This window comes from Streptomyces sp. NPDC048461, from assembly GCF_055587105.1.
On the sequence record NZ_JBVJGW010000021.1, the window covers coordinates 22,148 to 48,505 of the forward strand.

Consider the following 26,358-nt stretch of genomic DNA (forward strand, 5'->3'; position numbering starts at 1 on the left):
GCTCCCGTGCACGATCACGAGAACACCCGGCCCCCCGACCGCACCCCCGCGCCCGCCCGTACGCCCCAGGCTCCGCCGGCAGGACTGCTCCGGGCCCTGCAGGGCTCGGCCGGGAACGCCGCGGTCGTCCAGCTGCTCCGCCAGGCCGGTCACCCCTGGGCGCAGGCACCGCACCAGCACGGCGCGGGGTGCGGCCATCGGCCAGCCGGGCAGTCGCCACTGGAACCCGTCCAGCGCTCAGCCGTCCACGACGTGCTCCGCTCGCCCGGCAGTCCCATGGACGATGCCACCCGCACCGAGATGGAGGCGCGGCTCGGCGCCGACTTCTCCGATGTCAGCATCCACACCGGCGCCGCCGCCGAGGCGTCCGCCGCCGAGATCGGCGCCCGCGCCTACACCAGCGGCAACCACATCGTCATCGGCGCCGGCGGCAACGACCGACACACACTCGCCCACGAGCTGACCCACGTCATCCAGCAGCGGTCGGGCCCCGTCACCGGGACGGACAACGGCTCCGGGCTGCGCGTCAGCGACCCCTCCGACGCCTTCGAGCGGGCGGCGGAGGAGAACGCCACCCGTGTCCTGTCCGGTCCGGTACCCGAGAAGGCGGCGGCCGGGCGGAGCCCCGCAGCGGTGGCGCCGGCGGCAGGGGCCGTACAGCGACGCGGGGAGAACCCGCATGCCAAGCCCAACGTCCACCAGGGCTGGGACACGACCGCGCACCACGTCATCGCGCACTCCACACTGGTCGGCGCCCTGGACGGTCTCGGGGAGGCCGACCAGATGGACGTCCTGACCGCCGCCGTCCCCACCGAGATCACCGAGGAGATGCTGAAGAACCTCAAGGTCACGTTCCCGTCGGGCAGGGAAGGCGAACGGTTCAGGAAGGAGCTGCGCCAGCGGCTCAGGGACAAGAACGTGCCGCACACCGAGACCGTCTCGGAGATCTCCTTCAAGGACATCCGCCGCTCCTTCTTCGAATGGCAGGCCGGAAACCAGTTCATCGGCCCCAGCACGTCGATCCGCGCCGAGCCCTCGGAGGCGAAGGACGACATCGACTACGACGGCAAGTACTTCGCCTCCATGGGCAGAAAGAAGTTCGACCAGCTGACCGGTCTCGGTGACCAGCTCAAGACGCTGAAGAACTCCGGAGCGAGTGCCCTGGCCGACCAGCAGTCGGAGACCCCGGAGCAGCGGAAGGAGCGGACGCGCAAGGAGACCGCTGCCACTCTGATGAAGATCGTGGCTCTCACCCGCAACGAGAAGGTCGCCGCCTTCGACTCCGACATGTGGACCGAGGTCGACAGCCACGAGGGGGTGGACCGTCTCGCCGCCGACGAGGGTTTGGACCGGGCGCACATCACCGGCTACACCCACTTCAGGTTCAACGCGAGCGACATCGCCGAGAAGAAGCACCGCTACCTCACCGAGGCGGCCACGGGTGGCGGCTTCGAGTTCAACGGCAAGCCCCTCAACAAGGTGCAGCGCCGGGGGGCCTTCGTCTACATCCCGTACCTGACCGACGAGCAGGTACCCGCGCCGGAGGGGAAGCCGGGGGCCAATCGCGAGATGGTGGCCGACTACTGCAAGCGGACCGGGATTCCCACCTCGACCTTCCTTCCCAAGGCGCTGTACAAGGGCCGCAACGTGGTAAAGGGGTGAGGGTTTCGGCACGGTGAAGCTGGAGGAGCGCTGCCCCTGAACCCCGGGGCCGGAGCCGAACCGTCCGGTCCGAGCTGGGCATTCGCTTTCCGGACGCGGGCCGTGTACCTCCGGGTCGCATGCCGGACACCTTCCGGAATTGACCGATGCTGTCCACTACAGTTCGGGTTCACCTGCGTGCGGGCGACGCGGGTGAAGCGGTTGCGTTGACGGGACACGGTGGCGGGGGTGGACGAAGTGATGGATACGAGCCAGGTCCCTACGGGCGGCGGCAGCCCGGACGAGCGGGCGGCCGGAACCGGCCACGCTCCGGGTACGGGCGCCCCGGGCCCGCACCCCGCCCCCTCCCCCGTACCCCCGGTCCCACCCGTACCGCCCGCACCCGCGACCGGCGCCATGCACGTGCTCGGTCCCGCCGTCCGGTCCGGGCTGGGCCCCGACCACACTCCCCCGGGTCTCGACCTCGGCGCGGGCCCGCTCGCCGCGCACCCACCCGTGCCGGTCCTGCCCGGTACGGGCGCCGGTACCGGCGCCCCGATACCCGCGGTCCCGATACCCGCGGTCCCGATACCGCCCGCCGCCGACGCGGCCCCCGGCCTGCCCCCGCAGAGCTCTCAGAACCCGCAGAGCCCTCACAACCCGCAGAGCCCTCAGACCCCCCTGACCCCGCCCCCCACCGCACCCCACCCGGCCGCCGCCCGCGCCCCGCAGGCCCCGCACCGCGGCCCGGACGCCACCGCCACCGCCACCGCCGCCGCTCCCGCCGCCGGGCGGACCTCGGGCCGCGGGATCGTGACCGGGCTGTGGGGCCGCGCCGAGCAGCAGGACTTCCGCAGCCGCGTCCGCGGGACCCTCCTCGGCGCCGCGATCGGCGACGCCCTCGGCGCCCCCGTGGCCGGGCTCTCCCTCGACGCCATCCGCGAGGCCCACGGCCCGAGCGGCCTGCTCGCGCCCACCCCCGTCCAGGGACGCCGCGGCACGGTGACCGCCCGCACCCAGCTCACCCTCTTCACCGTGGACGGCCTCGTACGCGCCCACGTGCGCCGCGACACCGGCGCCTGGCACCCGCCCACCGACGTCCACCGCGCCTACCTCCGCTGGGCCGCCACGCAGAGCGACTGGGGCCCGGACGAGCGCCGCAAGGACAACGGCTGGCTCGCGCAGGAGGAGTGGCTGTACGCCCGCCGCGGCCCGGACCGCGCCTGCCTGACCGGCTTCGCCGACGGCACCCTCGCCACGCTGGAGCAGCCCAAGAACCCGACCGCGAGGACCGCGGCCGCCGCCACCCGCTCGGCCCCCTTCGGGCTGCTGGTCGGCTGGGAGCCGGCCCTCGTCCTCCAACTCGCCGTCGAGTGCGCCGCGCAGAGCCACGGCCACCCCACCGGCTACCTCGCGGCCGGGGCGTACGCGGTCATCGTGCACGGCCTGACGCGCGGCGACTCCCTCGACTCCGCCGTCCAGCGCGCCCTCGGCCTGCTCGGCGCCCGCCCGGGCCACCAGCCCGTCACGGACGCCCTCCAGCGCGCCACGGCGGCCGTCACCCAGGGCCGGCCCGGCCCCGAGACGTTCGCCGCCCTCGCCGGCGGAACGGGCGCCGACGCCTCCGCCGGCACCGACGACGCCGCCACCGCCCTGGCCACCGCCGTGTACTGCGCCCTGGTCGCCGAGGACGTCCCGCACGGCCTGCGCCTCGCCGTGAACCACGGCGGCGACTCCGCCGCCACCGGCGCCCTGTGCGGGGCCCTCCTCGGCGCCCAGCACGGCGAGACGGCCCTCCCGGCCGCCTGGCTCACCGAGCTGGAGGGCCGCGCCACCATCCTGGAACTCGCCGACGACTTCTCCCTGGAGATGACCCAGGGCCCGTCCCTGCACGGCCCGGCCGGCCAGGCCCCCGGCTGGCTGGCCCGCTACCCCCTCGGCTGACCCCCGCCCGCCCGCGCAGCGACCTGACGCCCCCTCAACATTCGTGCGCCGAGCCCGTACCGTGGCCGGTCCCACGTCTCGGAGGTGCCAGCGCCCATGCGGATCGCCACGACCGTCTTCCTCACCGACCGCACCATCTCGCCCGTCCGCCTCGCCCGCAGCCTGGAGGAGCGCGGGTTCTCCGGGCTCTACCTGCCGGAGCACACCCACATCCCGGCCGCCCGGGACACCCCCGCGCCCATGGGCGGCGAGCTTCCCGAGATGTACGGGCGCACCCTCGACCCCTTCGTGGCCCTCGGCCAGGCCTCCGCCGTCACCGAGCGGCTGCACCTCGGCACCGGCATCACCCTGGTCGCCCAGCACGACCCGATCGGCCTCGCGAAGCAGGTGGCCACCGTCGACCACCTCTCCGGCGGCCGCGTCACCCTCGGCATCGGCTACGGCTGGAACGTCGAGGAGGCCGCCGACCACGGCGTCGAGTGGCACACCCGACGCGACCTGGTCCGGGACCGGATGGCCCTGATGCGCGCCCTGTGGGCTCCCGAACCCACGGCGTACGTCGGCGCGTTCTCCTCCGTCCGGGCCAGCGCCGCCCACCCCAAGCCGGTGCAGGCCCCCCGCGAACTGGCGCCCGGCGTGCCCTTGTACGGCCCCAGGACCCTGATCGGCGGCCAGGCCGGCCCGAAGCTCTTCGCCGCCATCGCCGACCACGCCGACGGCTGGCTCCCGATCGGCGGGGGCGGCCTCACCGAGTCCCTCCCGGTGCTGCGCCAGGTGTGGGAGACCGCCGGGCGCGACCCCAAGTCCCTTCAGGTGGTGCCGTACGCCGTCCAGCCGAGCCCCGGCAAGATGGGCCACTACGCCGACCTCGGCATCGAGGAGGTCGTCCTCCAGCTGCCCTCGGCACCGGAGCCGGAGATCCTGCGCACCCTGGACGCGTTCGCCCAGTACCTCTGACCCGCCCGGCCCGGGGAGAAATCCGTTCGACCGCGCGGGCCGCCGCGGGCGACCATGGCGGCATGCCAGGACAGTTCACGCGCAGCGCCCGAAAGGCGCAGGCGCCGTCCCCGACGGGGACCCCGGGCCGCTGGGAGCGGCTGATCGCCACGGAGGACGAGGCGGAGTTCCACGCGCACCTGCGGGCCATGCGCGGGCCCGGCCCCGCCGTCACCGGCCCGCAGCGGGCGCGCGTGGACGCGCTGTACGGCCGCCTGCTCGACCGGGTCGCCTACCTCGTCGGCGCGTCCGCCCCGTCCACCCGGGCCGGATCATGACCACGGCCGCCTGGCACGCGCTCCCGGCGGGCATCCGCACGCAGGTCGACGGGTACGTCCTCCAGGACGCCCGGCTCCAGGCGCTCCGTACCCTCTGCCAGTCCGGGCGGACCCTCGGCATCGGGCTGCCGGACGCCCAGTCGATCGTCCACGACCGGTACGTGCACTTCGGCGACCGGGTGGCGCGCACTCCCGACTCCCCCCTCGACCTCGACTCGCTCGCCGTACGGGCTGCCGGCCTGCCCGGCCGGATCCTCGCCGTCGAGGCCGTCTGGGACGGGGACACCGTGCACGACTGGTTCGTGGTGCTGCACGCCGTCACCGACGACCCGGCCGGCGAACACCACCTGGCCACGGTCTACTCCCGGATGGGCGGCGCCGACGCGGCCGCCGCCTCCGGCACCGACCTGGCCGCCCACCTCGGCGTGCCCTTCCACTTCGGCGCCCCCGACGAGCCCGGATACGAGTCCCCCCGCTGGCGGGACCTCCCCGGCTGAGGGTCCCGCGAGCGGCAGTTCGGCCCAGACCGTCTTGCCGACCAGCCGGTCCACCACCCCCCACCCGGCGGCGACGGCGGCGACGATCCGCAGACCGTGCCCCGACTCGGCCTGCTCGGCCGGCGGCCCCTCCACGGGCCGCCGGTCGGCCCGCGCGTCGGACACCTCGATCCGCAGCACGGCGTCCAGCAGGACCAGCCGCAGCTCGAAGTCCCGCCCGGGAACCCTGCCGTGCAGCACGGCGTTGGCGGCCAGCTCCCCGATGACCAGCCCGGCATCGGCGGCGAGCGGGTCCGAGAGCGGATACCCCCAGGCGTGCAGCTCGTGCAGGGCGAGCATCCGCGCGAGGCGGGCGCCGCGCCGGGTCGCGCTGAAACGCTGAGTGAACAGACGTACGAGGGTCGCGGACGGCCCGAAGGGTGCGGTCATGTCCTCAACGTCCCGCGTGAACAGGGGCGTTCAACACCAACGGAACTCGTACAAACCATCTGTACGAGTTCTCTCCCTGGACACGCGGAGTCACGGCGCGTGAACATTCCCCTCGGGAGGTGACCGCCATGGTGAGTGCCGACGACAGCGGTGACGGCGAGGTCGAGCCCGACGACAACCTGCGCTCCTTCGGGGAGACGGTCAAGGCCTCGCGCAAACGGGCGGGCCTGACGCAGGAACAGCTGGCCCCGCTGATCGGCTACTCGGTGCAGTACGTCGGCTCGGTCGAGCAGGGCCGCCGCCACCCGTCGCAGAAGTTCGTCAACAAGACGGAGGCGGTCCTCGACACCTTCGGTGTCATCGGCATCGCCGCGAAGCAGCTGACCCGGCGGCGCGGTCTGGCGTCGTGGTTCCGGCGGTGGGCGGAGCTGGAGGAGGGCGCGGTCACCCTCAACACGTACGAGTGCCGGTCCGTACCGGGCCTGCTCCAGCCCGAGCCATACGCCCGGGCGCTCGTCGGCGACGTCCTGCCGCCGCCCACGGTCGAGGAGGTGGAGGCGCGCATTACCGCTCGACTGGACCGCCAGCGCCTGCTGTCCCGGACGCCGTACACGGTCTTCAGCTTCATCATCGACGAGGCGGTGGTGGCGCGGCAGACCGGTGGGCCGTCGGTGACCTCGCAGCTCATCGATCACCTGCTGGAGTGTGCCCGGCTACCCAACGTCGACCTGCAGATCATGCCTCTGATCAGCCCCGAGCACGCGGGCCTCGGTGGCCCCTTCTGCCTCCTTGAAACCGAGGACCACGAATGGGTGGGGTACAGCGAGGGGCAGCAGTCGGGCAGGGTGCTTTCCGAGCCGAAAGACCTCAGCCTCCTCCACCAGCGATATGCCAAACTTCGCATCCAGGCCCTCAACCCGGCGAGTAGTTCGGGCCTGTTGACGCGAATGCGAGGTTCCCTGTGAACGGCTCCCGACTCCGGTGGTTCAAGAGCAGTTACAGCAGCGGTGACGGCGACAACTGCGTCGAGGTCGCCCTCTCCTGGCACAAGTCCACCTACAGCGGCAGCGAGGGCGACGACTGCGTCGAGGTCGCCGCCTGCGCCGACGCCGTCCACGTCCGGGACTCCAAGGTGACGGCGGGCCCCGAGCTGGCGGTGGCCCCCCGTACCTGGAGCGCCTTCGTGAGCGGGGTCGCGTCCGGGCGGGACTGAGCTCAGGACAGGATCTCGACGTACCCGTCCGTGCCGTGCACGCGGATCCGCTGCCCGTCCCGGATCAGCCGGGTGGCCCGCTCCACGCCCACGACGGCCGGCAGGCCGTACTCCCGGGCGATCACCGCCCCGTGGGTCATCAGGCCGCCCACCTCCGTCACCAGGCCCGCGATGCCGACGAACAGCGGTGACCAGCTGGGGTCCGTGAAGGCCGTGACCAGGATGTCGCCCGCTTCGAGGTCGGCGTCCGCCATGTCGAGGACGACGCGGGCCCGTCCCTCGACGGTCCCGGCGGAGACCGGTACGCCGGTCAGGGCGCCCTCCGGCACGTCGTCGCGCCGGTACGCCCCGGTGAGGGCCTCGCCGTCCGAGGTGAGCACCCGGGGCGGGGTGAGCGCGTGGTACGACCGGAACGCCTCCCTGCGCTCCCGGACGAGTCCCTCGTCCACCCGCTGCGTGCGCACGGCGTCGCGGAGCTCCTGGAACGTGAGATAGAAGGCGTCCTCCCGTTCCGCGATCAGGCCGGCCGCCACGAGGCGGTCGGCCTCCGCCAGCAGGGCCTTCTTGTAGAGGAAGGTGCGGCTGACGATGCCGTACTTCGGGTACTCCCGGTACCCGATGAAGGTCCGGACGCGGTCGATCATCCGCCGGGTCTCGTCGGCCTTCCGCTCCCCGTCCGGCAGGGCCACCAGGCGCGCCAGCACGTCCTGTTCCTTCCGCAACGCCTTCTGCCGGCCTTCCTCGAAGCGGCGCCGTGCGGCGCCCGGTGCGAAGTTCCGGACGTTGTCGAGGATGACGGGCACGAGCGTCGAGGGGCGTTCGCGCCAGCGCGGCCTCGTGATGTCGATCTCGCCGACGCAGCGCATCCCGTACCGGTCGAGGTAGCCCTCGATGGCGTCGCGCGCCTCGGGCCCGCCCTCGACCTTCGCCAGGCCGTCGAGGAAGCCGTCGTCCTCGACGGCCTGGAGGTGGGCCACCACCTCCGGGTGCCTGCGGACCACGTCCGCGACGTCGAGCAGCTCCAGTCCCATCTCGGAGGTGATGTTGTCGGGGGCGGACAGCGTGAGGGTGTCGGCCGCGTTCTTCTCGCCCAGCCACTCCTGGAGCCTGTCGTTCAGCCACCAGGTGGCGTCCATCCCCGCCATGATCGCCTGGATGTTCAGCGGGTCGGAGAGGACCCGCAGGTGCTCCTCGAAGGCCTCCGTCAGGTAGTCGAACAGCGCCGGTCCGCTCTTCGTCGCGATGTCGCGTTCCAGGGCGGCGACGGACGTACGGCTGCGCTCGATCAGCGCGGTGACGACGGCCGGATCGGTCGCGAGGGGCGCGGGCGGGGCGGGCGGCGCGGCGGCCGGCGGCCCGTCGGGGGCGGCGGCCGGGGGCGGCGTAAGGAAGTCGTCGCGGTCGAGGACGGTCTCCAGGGCGTCCCTGACCAGCGGATCGCCCTTGCCCATGGCGTCGAGGAAGGCGTCGCGGCCCGCGGGCGCGGCGAGGCGCGCGGTGACGTCGACGAACAGCCTCCCGCCGGCCTCCTGCATCGGGACCATGGCCGTCAGCTGCCACATGGAGAGCCCCAGGGGCCTCATCGGGTCGGTCATCATCTGCCCGTGGCCGACGGAGACGTAGACGCGGTTGTCCCGGTCACCGCCGGCGGAGACGGGGACGGGGAACAGGGTGGTGATCGGGCGGCTCTGGACGATGTGGAAGCCGTCGTCGACGAGGCACCATTCGATGTCCTGCGGGCTGCCGAAGTGCGCTTCGATCCGCCGCCCGAGTTCCACGAGCCGTACGGCCTGCGCGTCCGTCAGCGCCGGCTCCTCCTGCTGCCGCGCGTCGACGGCCACTTCGTGCGTGCCGCCGCCCGGCAGGGCGTGGACGGCGCGCTGTTGCGCGGCGATCGTCCGGGCGACGACCTTCCCGCCCCGCACCGTGAAGACGTCCGGGTTCACCAGGCCGGAGACGAGGGCCTCGCCGAGGCCGAAGCCGGCGTCCACGGTGGCGAGCTTCCGGTTGCCGGTGACGGGGTCGGCCGTGAACAGGATGCCGGACGCGTCCGGGAAGACCATCTCCTGCACGACGACGGCCATGTGGACCGTGCGGTCGTCGATGCCGCCCCGCCGCCGGTAGACGACGGCCCGCTCGGTGAACAGCGAGGCCCAGCAGCGGCTGACGTGCCGGAGGACCTCCTCGGGCCCCACGACGTTCAGGTAGGTGTCCTGCTGGCCGGCGAAGGAGGCCGTCGGCAGGTCCTCCGCGGTCGCGCTGGAGCGGACGGCGCAGGCGGTCCCGTCGCCGAGGCGGGCGAGCGCGCCGGTGACCGCCGCGGCGACCTCGTCGGGGACGGGGATCGCCTCGACGGTCCGGCGCAGCCGCGCGCTGAGCGTGCGGATGCCGTCCCGGTCCTCCGGGTCCAGGCGCGACAGCCGGTCGAGCAGGTCGTGGGCCGCCGGGGAGTCCGCCAGGACCCGCCGGAAGGCGTCCGTCGTCACGCAGAAGCCGCCCGGTACGCGGATGCCGTCGATCGTGGTGAGCCCGCCCAGGTGCGCGGCCTTGCCGCCGACGCGCGCGACCTGTGTCGCGTCGACCTCGTGCAGGTCCAGCACGTACTGCTCAAGCATGGTGAAGCCCCGTTTTCCGCAGGTGGTGGCACAGCCCGACGATTCTGCGCCGTCACCGGGGCCTTGCGGCAAGCCCCCCGCCGGGTTATAAGTTGAGAACGGCAAGGAGAGCTCCCTACTCCTTGCCTTCGCTGTTTCCGGCGCCGCGCGGGCCCCGTGCAGGCCCCGCGCAGGGCCCCGCCTAGGCTTCCGCCATGGTCATCCACGCCGGTACCCACATCCGCGTCGCCCGCCCGTCCCTCGACCTGGACGCCGCCGAGCGGTTCTACGTGCACGGGCTCGGGCTCGACGTGCAGTGGCGCAGCACCGGCACGGGCCCCGGGGAGCACGCCCTGCTGATGGTGGGTCCGGCCGGGGGCGGGTGGCACTTCGAGCTGACCCGGGACGCGGAGAACCCGGTGGCGCCCGCGCCCACCGTGGACGACCTGTTCGTGGTGTACCTCGGCGAGGTGCCCGACGAGGCGCTCGTCCGGCGGCTCCTGGAGCACGGCGGGACCCGCGTCGCCTCGCACAACCCGTACTGGGACGAGCACGGGGTCACGGTCGCCGACCCCGACGGGTACCGCCTGGTGCTGTGCTCCCGCACCTGGGGCTAGGCCGTCTCTTTCGGATCTTGCCGGGCCCGCAAGATCCGAAAGAGACGGCCTAGGGCGCGAGTGCGGGGGTGGGGGGCCCGGCGGATACTGGGCGGGGTAGGAGCACCCCGTTCCCGGCGCCCTGGAGGTTGCCATGCTCCGTCGGCCAGTCGCCCGTTGGGCCGGTCTCTCGCTCGCGGCGGCGTCCGCGCTGATGCTCGCCGCGGCCCCGCCGGGCGCCGCCCCCGCGGCCGTCGTCGGCGACGTGCAGGTCACGCTGAAGTCGCCCGGGGACGGGGGGCGGCTGATCGGCGCCCCCATCAAGGTCATCAAGTCCCCGGGGGACGGCCGCTGCTACACGCTCCAGGAGGTCTTCCCCGACGCTCCCGCGGGCAGCTCGTTCGGCTCGGTGGCCAACCAGACCTCCACGTCCGTGTTCCTCTACGAGGGCGAGAACTGCTCGGGAGCCGCGTGGGACCCGACGCCGCTCTCGCCCGGCATGGTCGTGACGGGCGCGCCGCTCCACTCGTTCAAGATCAAGCCCGGGCCGGCCCTGGACGTGCCGCCCGCGAACCCCTGACCGCTGCCCGGGGCGGGCCGGCCGGCCCGTAGGCCGGTCAGCCCACCTTGGGGGCCTTCGGGAGGCCCGCCGCGAGGGCGCCGCCGGCGCCGGCGAGCGAGCTGTCCATGGCGCCCGTGGCGGAACCGGCCGCGGAGCCGGTGACCTCGACGGCCGTCTTCGTGTCCTGGATCGCCTGCCCGGGGTGGTCGACGATGTCGGTGACGCGCTGCGTGATCGGCGGCCCCTGGACGGCGGGCTCGTCGGCGGCGTGCGCGGCGACGGGGGTGAGGGCGAGGGCGGCGCCGCCGGTGAGGACCAGGGCGGACAGGGTGCGCTTCATGACGTTCATGCCCCGCCCAACGACCCGCCCGCACCCCGGGTCACCACTCGCCCCCGAATGACCCCCTCCGGCCGCCGGCCGCGCCCTCAGTACGGCAGCCCGGCATCCTCCATGGCCGCAGCGATGCGTCGACGCCCTTCCTCTCACCCGTACCCCTTCGCAACACGGCGGAGCAGGAACGGTCAGCCCAGTACGTACTGTTCGTCACCGAACTCGGCCACGATCTTCAGCTTGCCGCCGAGGGCGCGAACGTAGGCGGCCAGCGTTTCGACCTCGCTGCGCTCCAGTTCACCGTTCTCGATCCGGGAGACCCGCGCCTGGGTGACTCCCATGGCTTCGGCAACCTGCACCTGGGTCGTGTGCTGTCGCTTGCGGACCTCCGCCAGGCGGTGGGCGCGGACCGCCGCGATCATCTCCGCGGCACCGCGGTCGATCTCGACCTGCTCGGCAGGGGAGAACTCGAACTCCTGGACGAGGTCGTCCCAGCGGGCTGCGGCCTTGGCGCGACCGCCCGGCGTCGGGCCCTGGTCCTGGCTCACGGTGTGCCCTCCTCAAGATCTGTCAGATAGTCCTCGTACGCCCGCTCCGCGACCGGGATCGCAGTGCGATACCAACCCTGCCACTCGCCGGACTTGTCCCCGCCGACGAGAAACACCGCGCGCCGCAGGGGGTCGAAGAGGAAGAGCAACCGGACCTCGCCGCCTCCGGCCGAGCCCGGCCGGAGTTCCTTGAGGTTGGCGAGCCGCGACCCCTTCACCGTGTCCACGAGAGGGCGGCCCGTGGCCGGTCCCTCCCGCCGCAGAGCGGTGATGGCCTTGCTGATCTGCACGAGCGTATCCCGGTCGTCTTTGCGGAGCTCGTGCAGCCAGGAAAGCGCAGGCTCCACAACAATCACTTCCCAGTCCACGAGCGCCCCCCCGAGTATGCCATGTGCGGCATATTACGCAAGAGGCATATTTTTGGGGAGCAGTGCCCACGTGGACCACCCCAACGAGGTACGCGCTGCCGACTTCGGCGCGATCGCGACGGGGTGCAGCTCCCGGCCCGCAACGCCCCCGGCCCCGGATCGGGGGATCCGGGGCCGGGGGCGGGGCCCGGGTGACTCAGCCGGGCGGGTGGGGCGGGTGGGGTCAGTCCTCGACCACCAGGGCCGGGGTGGACTTCGTCAGGACCTGGCCGCGGAAGAAGGCGGGGCTGCGGCGCTCGGTGACGAACATGACGACCAGGCCGAGGGCCAGCAGGCCGACGCCGATGACGAAGACGCTGCCGACGCCGAGGACGGTGGAACCGGAGCCGTAGGACGGGTCCCACATGTCGATCAGGGTCTTGCAGAAGACCGCCGCCAGCAGCAGGCCGCCGAGGACCGGGAAGACGCCCTTGAAGAACAGGTCGCGCGCCGAGCGGCGCAGTTCGCCGCGGAAGTACCAGGCGCAGGCGAAGGCGGTCAGCGAGTAGTAGAAGCAGATCATCAGGCCGAGCGCGAAGATCGTGTCGGTGAGGACGTTCTCGCTGAGCAGGGTCATCACGGTGTAGAAGGCGCCGGTCGCGATGCCCGCCATCACGGTGGCGCGGCCCGGGGTCTTGAACTTCGGGTGGACCTTGGCGTACGAGGGCGGCAGGGCCTCGTACGTCGACATGGCCAGGACCGTGCGGGCCACCGGGATGAAGGTGGTCTGCAGGGAGGCGGTGGCGGAGGCCAGGACCGCGACGAAGAGCAGGATGCCGAGCATCGGGCCCATGACCGGGCCGGCGAGGGCGGCGAAGACGTTGTCGGAGGTCTCCGGGTTGCCGAGGCCGAGGCCGGTACCGCCGGAGCCGACGGCCATCTGGGCGGCGATGCCGGTGGCCAGGTAGGAGCCGACGAGGACGACCATCGCGATGAGCGAGGCGCGGCCGGGGGTCTTGGTGGAGCCGGTGGTCTCCTCGTTGGTCGCCAGGCAGGCGTCCCAGCCCCAGTACATGAAGATCGAGAGCGAGAGGCCGGCGGTGAAGGCCGCCATGGACTCGACCGCGAAGGGGTTCATCCAGGACCAGGAGAAGTCCAGGCCGGTGTCGAAGCTGCCGGCGGAGGCCTTCTGGAAGGCCATCGCGACGAAGAGGGCGAGCACGACGAGCTGGAGGCCGACCAGGGCGTACTGGACGCCCTTGGTGGCGGTCATGCCGCGGTAGCTGATGGCGGTCGCGACGGCGATCAGGGTGAGGCAGGTGGCGATGTGGACGAACTTGTTGTCGTCCAGGGCGGCGATCGACGGATTGTTCGTGATCTCGCCGGCCAGCAGCCAGAAGTAGGAGGTGGCGACGCCGGCCAGGTTGGAGAGCACGATGATCGTGGCGATCACCAGGCCCCAGCCGCACATCCAGCCGATCCGCGGGCCGAAGGCCTTGACGGTCCAGGTGAAGGAGGTGCCGCAGTCCGGCATGGCCTTGTTGAGCTCGCGGTAGGCGAAGGCGACCAGGAGCATCGGGAGGAACCCGGCGAGGAAGACCGCCGGCATCTGGACGCCGACCTCGCCGGCGGTGGAGCCGAGGGTCGAGGTCAGGCAGTAGACGGGGGCGACGGTGGAGATGCCGATGACGGCGCTTCCCACCAGTCCGACGGACCCCTTGCCGAGGCCCTTGCCGCGAACATCGCCCTCGGCGACGCCGCTTACCGTGTCTCCGACCTGAGGCCGGACGTCCAGCTGAGTCATGGGTCAGGACGTTAGAGGGTGCGGTTTCCTCATACGGAGGGCTTAAGTCCGATACTCCACAGGCCTAAAATCCTTGGAATCCCGAGGCCGATCCTGTTCACACTCCCGCAATACAAGGTTCACTCAGGCATCTATTCATGGTTCGGAAGGCCTGAGAGCAAAGCTTCCGGCATGCGGAAACCGCAGGTGTGTCCGTTTTGCACCATTCAAAAGTTTCCCGTACCAATTTCGAGGGCCCTCGAAACCCGGGCCCGGTCCGCCAGACTGGCCCCATGCCCACAGCCGACGAGCTCCTCAGCGCGGATACCGTCAGTAACCTGGCCCGGTTGCTCGCCCGCGCGGCCCGCAGACCCGACTCCCCGGCGCTGCGCGCCCGCGCCGCGACGCTCGGCGGCCTCGCCTTCAGCGGCCGGGTCGCCGCCGTCCGCGACGCCGTCCTCGCCGACCTCCCGGAGGACTGGCCCGCCTTCGAGGCCGTCCTGCGCACCGCCCTGGAGGACCCGGACTTCGCCGGCTGGATGACGTTCCCCGTCAACGAGGCGGTCGGCGTCCGCGGGCTCGCGGCCTTCGAGCCGGGCCTGGCGCTCCTGCGCGACCTCACGCCCCGGCTGACCGCCGAATCCGCCGTACGCCCCTTCCTGCGCGCCGACCCGGCCCGCGCCCTCGCCGTGGTCGGGGGCTGGACCGGGGACCCCGATCCGCACGTGCGGCGCCTGGTCAGCGAGGGCACCCGGCCGCGCCTGCCGTGGGCGCCGCAGCTGCCCGCGTTCATCGCCGATCCCCGGCCGGCCGTGCCCCTGCTCGACGCCCTGCACCGCGACGGGTCCGAGTACGTGCGCCGCTCCGTGGCCAACCACCTCAACGACATCAGCCGCGACCACCCCGCGCTCGCCGTGGAGATCGCCGCGAAGTGGCGCACGGACCCCGCGCCGACGACGGATCGCGTCGTCCGGCACGGACTGCGCACGCTGATCAAGGCCGGCCGGCCCGACGCGCTCACCCTGCTCGGCCACTCCCCCGACGTCGAGGTCACCGTGCACGGCCCCGTCGTCACCACCCCGCACGTCGTCGTCGGTGCGTACCTGGTCTTCGACTACGAGGTCACCCACACCGGCCCGCTCCCCGCCGAGCTGGTCGTCGACTACGTGGTCCAGCACGTCAAGGCCAACGGCGCCCGCACCCCGAAGGTCTTCAAGCTCACGACCCGCAGCATGGCCCCCGGCGAGACCCTCACCGGCACCAAACGGCACTCCTTCAAGCCGATCACCACCCGCCGCTACCACTCCGGCGAGCACCTGGTGCAGCTCCAGGTCAACGGCCGGGTGCGCGGCGAGGCCGCCTTCACCCTCGACGCCGACTCCACCCGCGACGCCGACTTCCCCCTCGACGCCGCCGACTGACACGCGCCGTGCCCCCGCCCCCGTCCCCCGGCGGGGCGTGCGGGGGCACGGGCCGGCCCGGGGTCAGCCGGTCCAGACGATCGACTGCACCTCGCTGTACGCGTGCAGGGCGTACGAACCGACGTCCCGGCCCACGCCCGACCGCTTGAAGCCGCCGAACGGCGCCTCCATGTTCCGGCCGATGGTGTTCACCCCAACCCCGCCCGCCCGCAGCCGCCGCGCCACGCGGAACGCGCGCGCCGAGTCCCCGGACCAGACGTAGCTGATCAGGCCGTAGTCGCTGTCGTTGGCCAGCGCCACCGCCTCGTCCTCATCCCCGTCGAAGGGGACGACCACGACCACCGGGCCGAAGATCTCCTCCCGGACCACCCGCATGTCGTTGGTGCAGTCCACGAGCAGGGTCGGCGCCACGTAGAAGCCGCGGCCGCCGCCCACCACCGGGCGTTCGCCGCCGTAGGCGATCCGCGCGCCCTCCTTGCGGCCCAGTTCGACGTACGACTCCACGCGGTCGCGGTGCGCCGCCGAGATCACCGGGCCGACCACCGTGCCGCGCTCGGCCGGATCGCCCACCGTCATGAACGTCAGGTAGCCGGTGAGCTTCTCGACCAGCCGGTCGTAGACCGACCGGTGCGCGATCACCCGGGTCGGGGCCGTGCAGATCTGCCCCGAGTAGAAGGAGAACGTCGTGCCGATCCCCATCACGGCCGCGTCCAGGTCGGCGTCCTCCAGGACGATCGCCGCGCCCTTGCCGCCGAGCTCCATCAGCTGCCGCTTCATCGTCCGGCCGCACACCTCGGCGATGCGCTGGCCGACGCCCGTGGAGCCGGTGAAGGACACCATGTCGACGTGGGGCGAGTCCACCGCCGCCTCGCCGACCTCGACCGAGGTGCCCGAGACCACGTTCACCACGCCCGCCGGCACACCGGCCTCGTCGAGCGCCTGCGCCATCCGGAACACCGACAGCGGGTCCTGCGGGGCCGGCTTGACCACCACCGTGTTGCCCATGGCCAGGGCCGGCGCCACCTTGCCCGCCGGGTTCGCCCACGGGTTGTTGTACGAGGTGATGCACGTGACCACCCCGACCGGCTGGCGCACCTCCAGCGCGCCCAGCACGCTCGCCCGCCCCATCGGCCCGGCGTCCGTCACCTGCGGGGGCAGGCCCCGCTCGACCGGTTCCAGGGCGCCCTTCGCGTACCGCCGGAAGCGGGCGACCCCGACGCCGACCTGCATGCCGCGGGCGATCCCGGTCGGCGCGCCCGTCTCCGCGCGGGCGAGCTCGGACCAGGGCTCGTACTCCCGCTGGATGATGTCGGCGGCGCGGTCCAGGATCGCCGCCCGCTCCTCGGGCGCCGTGCGGGACCAGGACGCGAACGCGTCGGCCGCGGCCCGCGCCGCCTCCTCGACCTGGCCGCGGGAGGCCTCGGGCGCGAGCCCGACCACCGATTCGTCGGCCGGGTCGACCACCTCGTAGTGGCCGCCGTCGGGCTCCACCCACGTGCCGCCGATGTAGAGCCGCTGGGGGCCGCCCGGCTGGTGCGTGCTCAACGGGTGCTCACCGTCCTCGTGTCCCGGCCCGAGCGGAGCACGATCCCGGGGATCGCCCCCGTCACCTCGTCGTCGCGGATGGTCTCGACCCCGTTGACGCGTACGGACACGATGCCGATGGCCCGCGCGTCCAGCCGCGGGCTGTCGCCCGGCAGGTCGTGGACGAGCGTCGCCGGGCCGGCCTCGATCCGCTCCGGGTCGAAGAGGACCAGGTCGGCGTGGTACCCCTCGGCGATCCGGCCGCGTTCGCGCAGCCCGAACAGCTGCGCCGGGTCGTCGGTCAGCATCTTCACCGCCTGCTCCAGCGGGACGAGCCGGCGTCCGCGCAGGCAGTCGCCGAGGAAGCGGGTGGTGTACGGGGCGCCGCACATGCGGTCCAGGTGCGCGCCCGCGTCGGACCCGCCGAGCATGACGTCCTCGTGCTGCCAGGTCTCCCGGCGCAGGGCCCAGCTGGCGGGGTCGTTGTCGGTGGGCATCGGCCACAGGACGGTGCGCAGGTCGTCGTTGGCGCATATCTCGACCAGGCAGTGGAAGGCGTCCTGGCCGCGCTCGGCGGCGATGTCGTCGACGACGCGGCCGGAGAGGCCCTCGTTCTCCTTGCTGTACGTGTCGCCGATGACGTACCGCCCGAAGCGGGCGAGGCGGCGGAAGACGCCGGCCTCCTTGCTGTCGGCGCGGCGCAGCATCTCGGCCCGTACGTCCGCGTCGCGGAGCTTCTCGATCCGTTCGGGGACGGGCAGGGAGAGGACCTCGCCCCAGCCGGGGATGAGGTTGAGCGCGCAGAAGGTGCCGAGGGACATGTTCATGGGCGTGAGGATCGGCATGGTGAGCGCGACGATCCGGCCGCCGGCCCTGCGGGCGCGTTCGCTGGGGATCAGCTGGCGCGGGACGCGCTCGGGGACGGAGGCGTCGATGGTCAGGACGTTCCAGTTCAGGGGCCGGCCGGCGGCGGCGCTCATGTCGACGAAGAGGTCGATCTCCTCGTCGGAGAACTGGTCGAGGCAGCCGGCGACGATGGCTTCGAGCTGGGTGCCCTCGTGTTCGGCGACCGCCCGGGAGAGCGCGAGCAGCTCCTCCGGCTTCGCGTGCCGGGAGGCGACCGGGGAGCCGGCGCCGTCGGAGTGGGTGGAGGACTGGGTGGTGGACAGGCCCCAGGCACCGGCGTTCATGGCGTCGTGGAAGAGGGCGAGCATCTCGTCCAGCTGCTCGGGCGTGGGCTGTCCGCCGACGGCGGCCTCGCCCATGACGTGCCGGCGCAGGGCGCAGTGGCCGACCATGAAGCCGGCGTTCACGGCGATGCGGCCGTCGAGGGCGTCGAGGTACTCGCCGAAGGTGGACCAGGTCCAGTCGACGCCCTCTTCGAGGGCCTTGAGGGCCATCCCCTCGACCTTGCTCATCATGCGGCGGGTGTAGTCGGCGTCCTCGGGGCGGTCCGGGTGCAGGGGCGCCAGGGTGAAGCCGCAGTTCCCTCCGGCGACGGTGGTGACGCCGTGGTTCATGGAGGGGGTGGCGTACGGGTCCCAGAACAGCTGGGCGTCGTAGTGCGTGTGGGGGTCGACGAAGCCGGGCGTCAGGACGAGGCCCGTGGCGTCCTCGCCGGTGCGGGCCTCTTCGGTGACGGTGCCGGGGTCGCCGACGGCGACGATCCGGCCGTCCCGGATGCCGACGTCGGCGACGCGCGCGGGCGCGCCGGTCCCGTCGACGACGGTCGCGCCCTTGATCAGGTGGTCGAGCATGACGTCCCTTCTGCCGGAGTTCGCGGTGCGGGCCGGGCCCGGGGGGCCGCGCCCGGGGCACGCGCCCCGACGCCGGCGGAGCCGGAGGAACCGGCTCCGCCGGCGTTCGGGGCGCGGAGGGTGCGGGGGCGGATCCCCCGCGTGCCCCGGCCGGAGGCCGCCCGGCCGGGGCCGGTGCGGGACGGCGGTCCGGGAAGACGCCGCCCCTCTTCCCCCGCCGGGTCAGACGGCCTGGCGGAAGCGGGTCGTGCGGTGGACCGGGTCCGTGTCGATGTGCGGGATGACGTGTTCACCGATGAGCTTGATGGTGTTCAGCGTGTCCTCGGGCGAGACGCCGGTCGGCAGCCCGAAGGACAGCTGGTCGGCGCCGGCCTGCTCCCACCGCTTGCACTGGGCGCGCACCTCGGACGGGTCGCCGCAGATCATCAGCTCCTCGGCGATCAGCAGCTCGATGATCTCCGCGTTGTACTCGGGCAGCAGCTCGGGCCACTGCGGGATCGCCTCGGGCCGCGGGAAGGTGTCGTGGTAGCGGAAGACCAGCGACTGGAAGCGGTTCATGTTGGCGTTGACGGCGATCTCCACCGCCTTGTCGTGGGTCTCGGCGCAGATCGCGGTCGAGGTGACCATGACGTTGTCGTTGACGAAGGCGCCGATGGCCTTCGCCTCCTGGATGGCCGTCTTGTACTGCTCCAGCACCCACTCCATGTCGGAGACCTTCTGCACGCTGAAGCCCAGCACGCCCAGGCCCTTCTTCGCCGCCATCGCGTACGAGGAGGGGGACCCGGCGGCGTACCACATGGCCGGGTGGGCCTTGCCGTACGGCTTGGGGAAGATCTTCCGCGGCGGCAGGGACCAGTGCTTGCCCTGGAACCCCTCGTACTCCTCCTGGAGGAACATCTTGGGGAACTCCGCGATGGTCTCCTCCCAGATCTCCTTGGTGCCGTTCATGTCCTCGATGCCGGGGAGGAAGCCGAGGATCTCGTGGCTGCCCGCACCGCGCCCGGTGCCGAACTCGAAGCGGCCCTTGGAGAGGTGGTCGAGCATGGCGACCTTCTCGGCCACCTTCACCGGGTGGTTCACCGGTGCGAGGGGGTTGAAGATGCCGGAGCCGAGGTGGATGCGCTCGGTGGCGTGGGCCAGGTAGCCGAGGAACACCTCGTTCGCCGAGAGGTGCGAGTACTCCTCCAGGAAGTGGTGCTCGGAGGCCCAGGCGTACTTGAAGCCCGACTTGTCGGCCTGGATGACGTACTCGGTCTCCTCGATCAGCGCCTTGTGCTCTGCCTCGGGGTCGACCTTGGACCGTGACTCGGCCACGTATCCCTGCACGAAGAGCCCGAATTCCAAGGGGGTTCACCGTCCTTTGACTTCTGACGTTCCGTCAGATTCGATGCCCCGACTGTTCCACCGCCGGGGCCGGAGCGTCAATACCTGACGCCCCATCAGATGATGCGGCCGGGGCCTCAGGCGATGCTGACGCCGGCCATCCAGCCGCCGTCGATGACGAACGGCTGGCCGGTGATGTACGAGGAGTCCTCGCCGGTCAGGAAGAGGGCCAGCTTCGCGACCTCCTCCGGCCGCCCGACCCGCCCCATCGGCACGACCCGCCGGTACAGCTCGGCCATCGCCTCCCGGGCCTCGTCGGTCATCCCGGCCGGATCCAGCAGCCCCGGGTTGGCCATCGGGGTGTCCACGGCGCCCGGGCACATCGCGTTGACCCGGATCCCCCGGCCCGCCAGCTCCATGGCGGCGACCCGCGTCAGCCCGAGGATCGCCGCCTTGGTCGCCGCGTACGCGCCCACGTACGCCATGCCCGTCAGGCCGGTGTAGGACGAGGTGTTGACGATGGTGCCGCCGCCGGCCGCCTCGATCTCCGGGGCCACCGACTTGATGCCGAGGAAGGCACCCACCTGGTTGACCTCGACCACCTGGCGGAACTCCTCCAGCGGGGTCCCGGTCAGCTCGTTGAAGCGCAGGATTCCCGCGTTGTTGACCAGTCCGTCGACCGGGCCGAAGGACTCCTTGGCGGCGGCGATCGCGGCCGCCCAGTCCTCCTCCCGGCTCACGTCCATCCGTACGTACCGGGCCCGGTCCTCGCCGATCTCCTTGGCCACGGCCGCGCCCTGCTCGTCCAGTACGTCCCCGAGCAGCACCTTCGCGCCCTCGGCCGCGAACAGGCGGGCCTCCTGCTCGCCCTGGCCGCGCGCCGCTCCGGTGATGATGACGACGCGCCCGTCCAGCTTGCCCATGCCGGTGTCTCCTAGTCGTTGAGGTGCGGCGCGACGTCGGCGCCGAACGCGGCGATCTGGTCCGTCAGTTCGGCCCGGTCCCGGCTGCGGAAGCGGACCTGGATCTGGTCCACGCCGAGCGCCTTGTACTCCCGCAGCGACTCGGCGAGCGCCTCCGCCTTGCCGCTCAGGGTCCGGCGGCCGGTGTCCCAGCCGGGTTCGCCGACGTACAGCGGCTCGGTGATCGCGCCGATCTCGATCGGCTCCCCGATCCCCGCCGCCGCGCGCAGTTCCCGGATCCGGGCGATCTGCGCGGGCAGCGCGTGGCGCGGGTCGCCCTGCGGGAGCCAGCCGTCGCCGCGGACGGCGGCCCGGCGCACGGCGGGGCCCGAGGAACCGCCGACCCAGACGGGGATCCGCTGCTGCGCCGGCCGGGGCAGCTGGCCGAGGTCCTTGAACGAGAACAGCTCGCCCTCGAACTCCGGGTACTCCTCGGGCCCCAGCGCCACCCGCAGGGCGTCCAGCGTCTCGTCGAGGACGGCCCCGCGCCGCGCGAAGTCCACGCCGAGGATCCCGAACTCCTCCTCGACGTGCCCGGCGCCCACCCCCAGGATCAGCCGGCCGCCGGAGAGGTGGTCGAGCGTGGCGTACTGCTTGGCGCTGATCAGGGGGTGGCGCAGGCCGAGGATCGCGACGTGGCTGAGCAAGCGCACGTGCTCGGTGATCCCCGCGAGGAAGGAGAGGGTGGCGACCGGGTCGTACCAGACCGTGCTCATGGGCCCCGCGAGCCGCCGCGGGATGGCCACGTGGTCACAGGTGGCCACGTACCCGAAGCCGGCCCGGTCGGCGGCCCGGGCCACCTCGGCGAGGTCGGCGGCGGTGGCCGACGCCTCCCAGGGTTCGGCGTAGATGGTGCTCTGCGACTGGATCGGGAGCTGCATCCCGTAGACCAGCCGACCTTCCGGAAACACGCGCGCCATGCCGGACCCGCCTCGCCTTCGTCTGCCGATTCGCCGCCGATTCGTCATACCGGTGCCGGGCCATCGTCGTAGCTGACGGTCCGTCAGGCAAGGGGTAGGTCCGACCGCGGTGGCCCGATCCCGCGGTCGTGCCGGGTGACCTGGGCCTCGACTCAGACGACCGCCCCCGTCCCCCTCTCCTGGTTCCTCCGCGCCTCCGCCGGGCTGCCGTACCCGCCGGGCGCGTCCTTCGCGGCGCGACGGTCCCGTGCCGGTGGGGGCGTCGGGTTGCGGTGTTCCAGGGCGATCGCGATCGGGACCGCGGTGAAGAGGGTCGAGGCGATGCCGATGAGGACGCCCGCGATCAGCGCCACGGAGAAGTCCGCCAGCGAGTCGCCGCCCAGTACCGCCAGCGCGGCCAGGATGAACAGGGCCCCCATACCCGTGTTCAGCGTGCGCGGGAGCGTCTGGACCACCGCGTGGTTGGCCGTCTTCTCCAGGTCGCCCCGGGGGTCTCGGCGGCGCGCTTCGCGGACGCGGTCGAAGACGACCACCGTGTCGTTCACGGAGTAGCCGATCACCGTGAGCAGCGCCGCCAGGAAGACGCTGTCCACCGGCCTGCCCAGCCAGGCGAACAGGCCCACCACGAGCAGGACGTCGTGGACCATCGCGGAGACCGCCGCTGCCGCCAGGGTCCACCGGAACCGCACGCTGAGGTAGATCAGCTGGGCGGCCACCGCGATGCCCAGGGCCAGGAGCGCCTTGTGGCGCAGTTCGCTGCCGAGGCTCGGGCCGATCCGTTCGTCACGCTCCACCGTGACGGTTCCGCCGGGCTCCTCCAAGGCCGCCTTGACGCGCTGCTGTTCGTCGTCGGTGAGCTCCTCCGTGCGTACGGTGATGTCGCCGTCGCCGGACTCCTGCACCACCGCGCGCGGGAACCCCGCGTCGGACACGGCGCTGCGGGCCGTGTCCGCGTCGACGGACCTGGCGGTGCCGTACTCGACGAGGCGGCCGCCGGTGAACTCCACGCCGAAGTCCAGGCCGCGGATGAGGATTCCCGCGACGGCCACCGTCACCAGGAGCGCGCTCGCGCCGAGCCACCGGCGACGGTGGCGGACCAGGTTCGGGTTGCGGCGGGACAGCCAGGTGCGGACCCGGCCCGTCGAGGCGATCCCCGTCAGACCGGGGCGCTTGCGCACGAAGCTGCGGGCGACGGCGAAGTCCGCGAGCGTGCGGGTGATCACGAGCGCCGTGAGCATCGACACCAGGACGCCGATGCACAGGGTGACCCCGAAGCCCTTGACCGGGCCCGTGGCGAAGAAGAACAGCAGTCCCGCGGCGAGCAGCGTCGTCACGTTCGAGTCGATCACCGCGCTCCACGCCTTCGCGAAGCCGGTCTTCACCGGCTTCGCCACGTCCTTCGAACGGACGCCCAGGTACTCCTCCCTGGCCCGTTCGAAGACCAGGACGTTCGCGTCCACCGCCATGCCGATCGCCAGGACGAACCCGGCGAGACCCGGCAGCGTGAGCGTCGCGCCGAGCGCCACCAGAGCGGCGTACGAGATGAGGCCGTACAGCCCGAGGGCCACGGCGGCGAGCGCGCCGAGGAGCCGGTAGACGACGGTGATGAACAGTGCGGTCAGGGCGATCCCGATGAGCGCGGCCCTGGTGCTCGCCTCGATCGCCTCGGCGCCGAGCGTCGGGCCGACCGTGCGCTGCTCCACGACGTCGAGGGGCACCGGCAGCGCGCCGCCCTTCACGAGCGCCGCCAGCTCCCGGGCCCCGGCCCGGTCGAAGCCGCCGCTGATCTGCGTGGAGCCGCCGGTGATGCCGGTCCCGCACACCACGTCCGCGGTGACGCCGGGCGCCGAGATGATCTTGTTGTCGAGGGCGATGACGATGCGGCGTTCCGGAGCGCCCGGAGGCGCGCAGGCCGCGTCCGAGGTGATCTTCGCCCAGGTGTCGCCCGCGCCCTTGCGGAAGTCGAGGGAGACCGTCCAGCCGCTGAGCGACTGCTGGTCCAAGGCCGCCTCGGCGTCCTCGACCCCCTCGCCGGTGAGGGCGGTGGGGCCCAGCTTCAGGTGGCTGCCCGGCCGGTCCGGGTCGGGCAGGGTGCGCGATCCGTCGGCCTCGGGCTGCGCCGAGCCCTGGTCGGCCGTCGCCCCCGTCACCGGGTGGACCGTGAGCTGCGCGGTGCGGCCGATGACCTCGGCGGCCTTGCGCGGGTCCTGCACTCCGGGCAGTTCGACGATGATCCGCTTCTCGCCGGAGCGGGCGATGCCGGGTTCGGAGACGCCGAGGGCGTCGACGCGCTGCCTGAGGACCTCCAGGGCGCGGTCGGTGGATGCGGCGTCGGCCTTGACGGTGGGTGAGTCCCGGGTCTCCAGGACGATCTGGGTGCCGCCGCGCAGATCGAGGCCGAGGCGGGCGGATTGGGTGAGGGCGATGTAGAGGGACAGCGCGACGGCTGCCAGCGCGACGACCGCCCTCCACAGGGGTGGGCGGGACAAGGGTGCGCGAGACATGCGTACTCCACGATGAGGGCAGGACGGAGGGACGCGTGACCGGCCCCGCGCGGTGTGCGGCGGGTCGGAAGGGTCAGGCGTCGATGACGGTCTGCGTGCTCATCGGTGGGGCGGGCCGCGCGGGGCGGCGGACCCGGCCGGCCCGGGCGGCGGCGCGAGTCCGGCGGCGGGGCCCGCGTCGGGCCCGCCCTGGGCGCGGCGCGGGGCCGTGTCGACGGCCGCACGCGCGGGTCCCGCGGGCTGCGGTCCCGGGATGTGGGCGTCGGGTCGGGGCGTGACCGCGACGTACCGCGCCGGAACGTCGTCCGGCCGTGCCCCCGGTCCGGCGTGGCCCGCCACCGCGTGCTGGGCGAGCGGCCTGTCGGCGGGCACGGGCATGCCCTGCGCCCCGGCCACCGGGACGAACAGCGCGAGGACGGTGACGACGAGGGTCAGCGCGGACGCGGCCAGGCGCGCGGAGCGGCTCGGTTGCGGCACGCGTCCCCCCGTCCCTCCGGTGCTCGCCGGGTGCGCACGGCGTGGCCCCGCCCTGCTCAACGTACGGGGCGCCCCGGTCCGTTCCGTGTTCCTCGGCGTTCCCCTCGTAGCACGGTCCGCGGTCACCAAACCGCGAGGCTGCTTCCACGTCCGGAAGGTTCTGATCCCTCGGAAGTGGGACCGCTGCGCCGTGGCCGTTTCCAGATTTCCGCGACCCTCGTTAGGCGCCGCGGCAGCATCCCGGCGTCTGTGCGGTCCAGACCGATTGGGCACGGGGTGTCCGCTGGACCGTTGACCACGCTCTTTCTGTCCCAGGGGAGGCTCCATGTCTGATCGTTCCGTCGCCGCCGTGGTGGCGGGGATCGGCTGTCGCCTGCCGGATCGGGTGGTGCAGAACACGGACGAGCCGATCACGCTGCTCGACACGACTGACGAGTGGATCCGTTCGCGAACGGGGATCGAGAGGCGGCGGTGGGCCGGGCCGGGGGAGAGCACGGGTGACCTGGCCGTGGAAGCGGGTCGTCGGGCTCTGGAAAGCGCCGGCGTCAACGGCGTGGACCTGGTGGTGCTCTCGACGACGACCCCCGACCATCACTCTCCGGCCACGGCTCCGTGGGTCGCCGCGCAGCTGGGCCTCGGGCAGGTGCCGGCCTTCGACATCGCGGCTGCCTGTTCGGGCTTCGTCTACGCGCTCGCTGCCGGTGACGCGTGGATCAGGTCCGGCACGGCGCAGCGGGTTCTGGTGATCGGTGCGGAGACGCTGTCCACGATCACCGACATGTCCGACCGTGGCACCGCTGTGGTGTTCGCCGACGGTGCGGGGGCGGCGGTGTTGCGACGCGGCACGCGCGAGGAGGCCGGCGCGGTGTTGGCCGTGCGGCTCGGGAGTGACGGCACGCAGAAGGATCTGGCGGTGATCGCCGCGGGCGGGGCGCGGTGGCCGGATGCACAACGGGATGCGGAGCCCGGAGAGCGGTGCTTGCGGATGCAGGGGCCTCAGATGTTCGCCCACGCGGTGCGCCGGATGACGGAGGTCTCCCGCGGGGTGCTGGATCACGTCGGCTGGCAGGTCGAGGACGTCGAGGCGTTCATCGGTCACCAGGCCAACCAGCGCATCCTCGACAAGGTGGCCGACCTCGTCGGCGTGCCTGCCGGGCGCTGCCTGGGCAACATTCGCAGGGTCGGGAACACTTCATCGGCCTCCATCCCGCTCGTCATGGACGAGGCGGTGCGGGACAAAGCCGTGGCTCCCGGCGCCCGAACGCTTCTGACGGCGTTCGGCGGTGGGGCGGTGTGGGGAGCCGTCGCCTTGACCTGGCCCGATGTTCAGCCTTCCCCCTGAAGCAGAAGGAGTAGCACTGTCATGGACGCACGCAGCCAGGAGCCCTTGGCCTTCGTCACCGACTTCCTCGCGCGGACCTTCAGTCTGCCGGCCCAGAGGCTGGCCCCGGAGGCCACGTTCTCCAGCCTCGAACTCGACTCGATCGCCCAGGTGGAGCTGTTCGTCACCCTGTCCGACCACTTCGGCATCCAGTTGGACGACTCCCGGGCCGACGGCGAGCTCACGCTGCAGCAGACGGCAGACCTGGTGGTGACCGGACTGGCCGACGCCGGCCAGGGCGGACGTCCCGCGCAGGGCTGAGGACGGCGACGGCAGGCGGTCCGGTCCGGTCCGGTCCACGGTGACGGTGACGGTGACGGTTCGTAGGGA

Annotated in this window: 24 protein-coding genes and 1 pseudogene; 12 read left to right on the forward strand and 13 right to left on the reverse strand. The window is 72.6% G+C overall.

From position 1 onward, the window contains the following. Positions 1–6 precede the first annotated feature (6 nt). From ACZ6S8_RS29240 to ACZ6S8_RS29260, 5 genes are all read left to right on the forward strand, one after another. A complete protein-coding gene (locus tag ACZ6S8_RS29240; RefSeq protein WP_469460407.1) occupies positions 7–1,662 on the forward strand; it encodes an eCIS core domain-containing protein in 1,656 nt (551 codons plus the stop codon). A 789-nt stretch (positions 1,663–2,451) separates the two neighbouring features. Beyond that, positions 2,452–3,585, forward strand: a complete 1,134-nt coding sequence (locus ACZ6S8_RS29245; RefSeq protein ID WP_469460498.1) for an ADP-ribosylglycohydrolase family protein — start codon at positions 2,452–2,454, stop codon at positions 3,583–3,585. A 96-nt stretch (positions 3,586–3,681) separates the two neighbouring features. After that, positions 3,682–4,542 (forward strand): TIGR03619 family F420-dependent LLM class oxidoreductase, encoded by an 861-nt coding sequence (locus tag ACZ6S8_RS29250; protein ID WP_469460408.1) that lies wholly within the window; start codon positions 3,682–3,684, stop codon positions 4,540–4,542. 62 nt (positions 4,543–4,604) lie between these two features. Further along, on the forward strand, positions 4,605–4,859 hold the full coding sequence (locus ACZ6S8_RS29255; RefSeq protein ID WP_469460409.1) for a hypothetical protein: 255 nt from the start codon (positions 4,605–4,607) through the stop codon (positions 4,857–4,859). Beyond that, positions 4,856–5,356: a hypothetical protein gene (locus ACZ6S8_RS29260; protein WP_469460410.1), complete on the forward strand. Its 501-nt coding sequence runs from the start codon at positions 4,856–4,858 to the stop codon at positions 5,354–5,356. Before ACZ6S8_RS29255 ends, ACZ6S8_RS29260 begins: the two co-directional genes overlap by 4 nt. A gap of 81 nt (positions 5,357–5,437) precedes the next feature. Here the strand turns inward: ACZ6S8_RS29260 and ACZ6S8_RS29265 are convergent. Beyond that, a pseudogene (locus tag ACZ6S8_RS29265) lies at positions 5,438–5,785 on the reverse strand (ATP-binding protein); the annotation flags it as partial. Between the two features lie 128 nt (positions 5,786–5,913). Here ACZ6S8_RS29265 and ACZ6S8_RS29270 point away from each other — a divergent pair. After that, on the forward strand, positions 5,914–6,750 hold the full coding sequence (locus ACZ6S8_RS29270) for a helix-turn-helix domain-containing protein (RefSeq protein WP_469460411.1): 837 nt from the start codon (positions 5,914–5,916) through the stop codon (positions 6,748–6,750). Next, positions 6,747–6,998 (forward strand): DUF397 domain-containing protein, encoded by a 252-nt coding sequence (locus ACZ6S8_RS29275; protein WP_469460412.1) that lies wholly within the window; start codon positions 6,747–6,749, stop codon positions 6,996–6,998. Before ACZ6S8_RS29270 ends, ACZ6S8_RS29275 begins: the two co-directional genes overlap by 4 nt. Before the next feature lie 2 nt (positions 6,999–7,000). Here the strand turns inward: ACZ6S8_RS29275 and rph are convergent, their stop codons facing one another. Continuing rightward, positions 7,001–9,613 (reverse strand): rifamycin-inactivating phosphotransferase, encoded by a 2,613-nt coding sequence (gene rph / locus ACZ6S8_RS29280; RefSeq protein WP_469460413.1) that lies wholly within the window; start codon positions 9,611–9,613, stop codon positions 7,001–7,003. Positions 9,614–9,807: 194 nt separating this feature from the next. Here rph and ACZ6S8_RS29285 point away from each other — a divergent pair, with 194 nt between their 5' ends. Both ACZ6S8_RS29285 and ACZ6S8_RS29290 read left to right on the forward strand, forming a co-directional pair. After that, positions 9,808–10,209: a VOC family protein gene (locus ACZ6S8_RS29285; protein WP_469460414.1), complete on the forward strand. Its 402-nt coding sequence runs from the start codon at positions 9,808–9,810 to the stop codon at positions 10,207–10,209. Positions 10,210–10,342: 133 nt separating this feature from the next. Then, on the forward strand, positions 10,343–10,768 hold the full coding sequence (locus ACZ6S8_RS29290; RefSeq protein ID WP_469460415.1) for a hypothetical protein: 426 nt from the start codon (positions 10,343–10,345) through the stop codon (positions 10,766–10,768). Positions 10,769–10,805: 37 nt separating this feature from the next. On the opposite strand, the gene ACZ6S8_RS29295 is transcribed toward ACZ6S8_RS29290, so the two are convergent. The 4 genes from ACZ6S8_RS29295 to ACZ6S8_RS29310 form a co-directional block, all read right to left on the reverse strand. Continuing rightward, positions 10,806–11,099, reverse strand: coding sequence for a hypothetical protein (locus ACZ6S8_RS29295; protein ID WP_469460416.1), 294 nt, complete (start codon positions 11,097–11,099; stop codon positions 10,806–10,808). A gap of 173 nt (positions 11,100–11,272) precedes the next feature. Next, positions 11,273–11,629 (reverse strand): helix-turn-helix domain-containing protein, encoded by a 357-nt coding sequence (locus ACZ6S8_RS29300; protein ID WP_469460417.1) that lies wholly within the window; start codon positions 11,627–11,629, stop codon positions 11,273–11,275. Continuing rightward, complete coding sequence (locus ACZ6S8_RS29305; protein ID WP_469460418.1) at positions 11,626–11,997, reverse strand: type II toxin-antitoxin system RelE/ParE family toxin; 372 nt, start codon at positions 11,995–11,997, stop codon at positions 11,626–11,628. The genes ACZ6S8_RS29300 and ACZ6S8_RS29305 overlap by 4 nt, the downstream gene beginning before the upstream one ends. Positions 11,998–12,220: 223 nt before the next feature. Continuing rightward, the gene (locus ACZ6S8_RS29310; RefSeq protein WP_469460419.1) at positions 12,221–13,780 is read right to left on the reverse strand and encodes an APC family permease; all 1,560 of its coding nucleotides are present in this window, start codon (positions 13,778–13,780) and stop codon (positions 12,221–12,223) included. A 272-nt stretch (positions 13,781–14,052) separates the two neighbouring features. Between ACZ6S8_RS29310 and ACZ6S8_RS29315 the strand changes: the two genes are divergently transcribed. Then, positions 14,053–15,180, forward strand: coding sequence for a DNA alkylation repair protein (locus ACZ6S8_RS29315; RefSeq protein WP_469460420.1), 1,128 nt, complete (start codon positions 14,053–14,055; stop codon positions 15,178–15,180). Positions 15,181–15,243: 63 nt separating this feature from the next. On the opposite strand, the gene ACZ6S8_RS29320 is transcribed toward ACZ6S8_RS29315, so the two are convergent. The 7 genes from ACZ6S8_RS29320 to ACZ6S8_RS29350 form a co-directional block, all read right to left on the reverse strand. Then, a complete protein-coding gene (locus tag ACZ6S8_RS29320; RefSeq protein WP_469460421.1) occupies positions 15,244–16,725 on the reverse strand; it encodes an aldehyde dehydrogenase family protein in 1,482 nt (493 codons plus the stop codon). Then, on the reverse strand, positions 16,722–18,461 hold the full coding sequence (locus tag ACZ6S8_RS29325) for an N-acyl-D-amino-acid deacylase family protein (RefSeq protein ID WP_469460422.1): 1,740 nt from the start codon (positions 18,459–18,461) through the stop codon (positions 16,722–16,724). Before ACZ6S8_RS29325 ends, ACZ6S8_RS29320 begins: the two co-directional genes overlap by 4 nt. 222 nt (positions 18,462–18,683) lie before the next feature. After that, positions 18,684–19,805 carry an LLM class flavin-dependent oxidoreductase gene (locus ACZ6S8_RS29330; protein ID WP_383921656.1) on the reverse strand — a complete coding sequence of 374 codons (1,122 nt, stop codon included), beginning with the start codon at positions 19,803–19,805 and terminating at the stop codon, positions 18,684–18,686. 116 nt (positions 19,806–19,921) lie between these two features. Next, positions 19,922–20,707, reverse strand: a complete 786-nt coding sequence (locus ACZ6S8_RS29335; RefSeq protein WP_469460423.1) for an SDR family NAD(P)-dependent oxidoreductase — start codon at positions 20,705–20,707, stop codon at positions 19,922–19,924. A gap of 11 nt (positions 20,708–20,718) precedes the next feature. Further along, positions 20,719–21,666 carry an LLM class F420-dependent oxidoreductase gene (locus ACZ6S8_RS29340; RefSeq protein ID WP_469460424.1) on the reverse strand — a complete coding sequence of 316 codons (948 nt, stop codon included), beginning with the start codon at positions 21,664–21,666 and terminating at the stop codon, positions 20,719–20,721. A gap of 152 nt (positions 21,667–21,818) precedes the next feature. Next, entirely contained in the window at positions 21,819–24,170 is a 2,352-nt protein-coding gene (gene secD, locus ACZ6S8_RS29345) for a protein translocase subunit SecD (protein ID WP_469460425.1), read from the reverse strand. A gap of 99 nt (positions 24,171–24,269) precedes the next feature. Further along, positions 24,270–24,647 (reverse strand): hypothetical protein, encoded by a 378-nt coding sequence (locus ACZ6S8_RS29350; protein WP_469460426.1) that lies wholly within the window; start codon positions 24,645–24,647, stop codon positions 24,270–24,272. Between the two features lie 325 nt (positions 24,648–24,972). Here ACZ6S8_RS29350 and ACZ6S8_RS29355 point away from each other — a divergent pair, with 325 nt between their 5' ends. Together ACZ6S8_RS29355 and ACZ6S8_RS29360 are read left to right on the forward strand one after the other, a co-directional pair. Next, complete coding sequence (locus ACZ6S8_RS29355) at positions 24,973–25,989, forward strand: beta-ketoacyl-ACP synthase III (RefSeq protein WP_469460427.1); 1,017 nt, start codon at positions 24,973–24,975, stop codon at positions 25,987–25,989. A gap of 21 nt (positions 25,990–26,010) precedes the next feature. Next, a complete protein-coding gene (locus ACZ6S8_RS29360; protein ID WP_469460428.1) occupies positions 26,011–26,289 on the forward strand; it encodes an acyl carrier protein in 279 nt (92 codons plus the stop codon). Positions 26,290–26,358 lie beyond the last annotated feature (69 nt).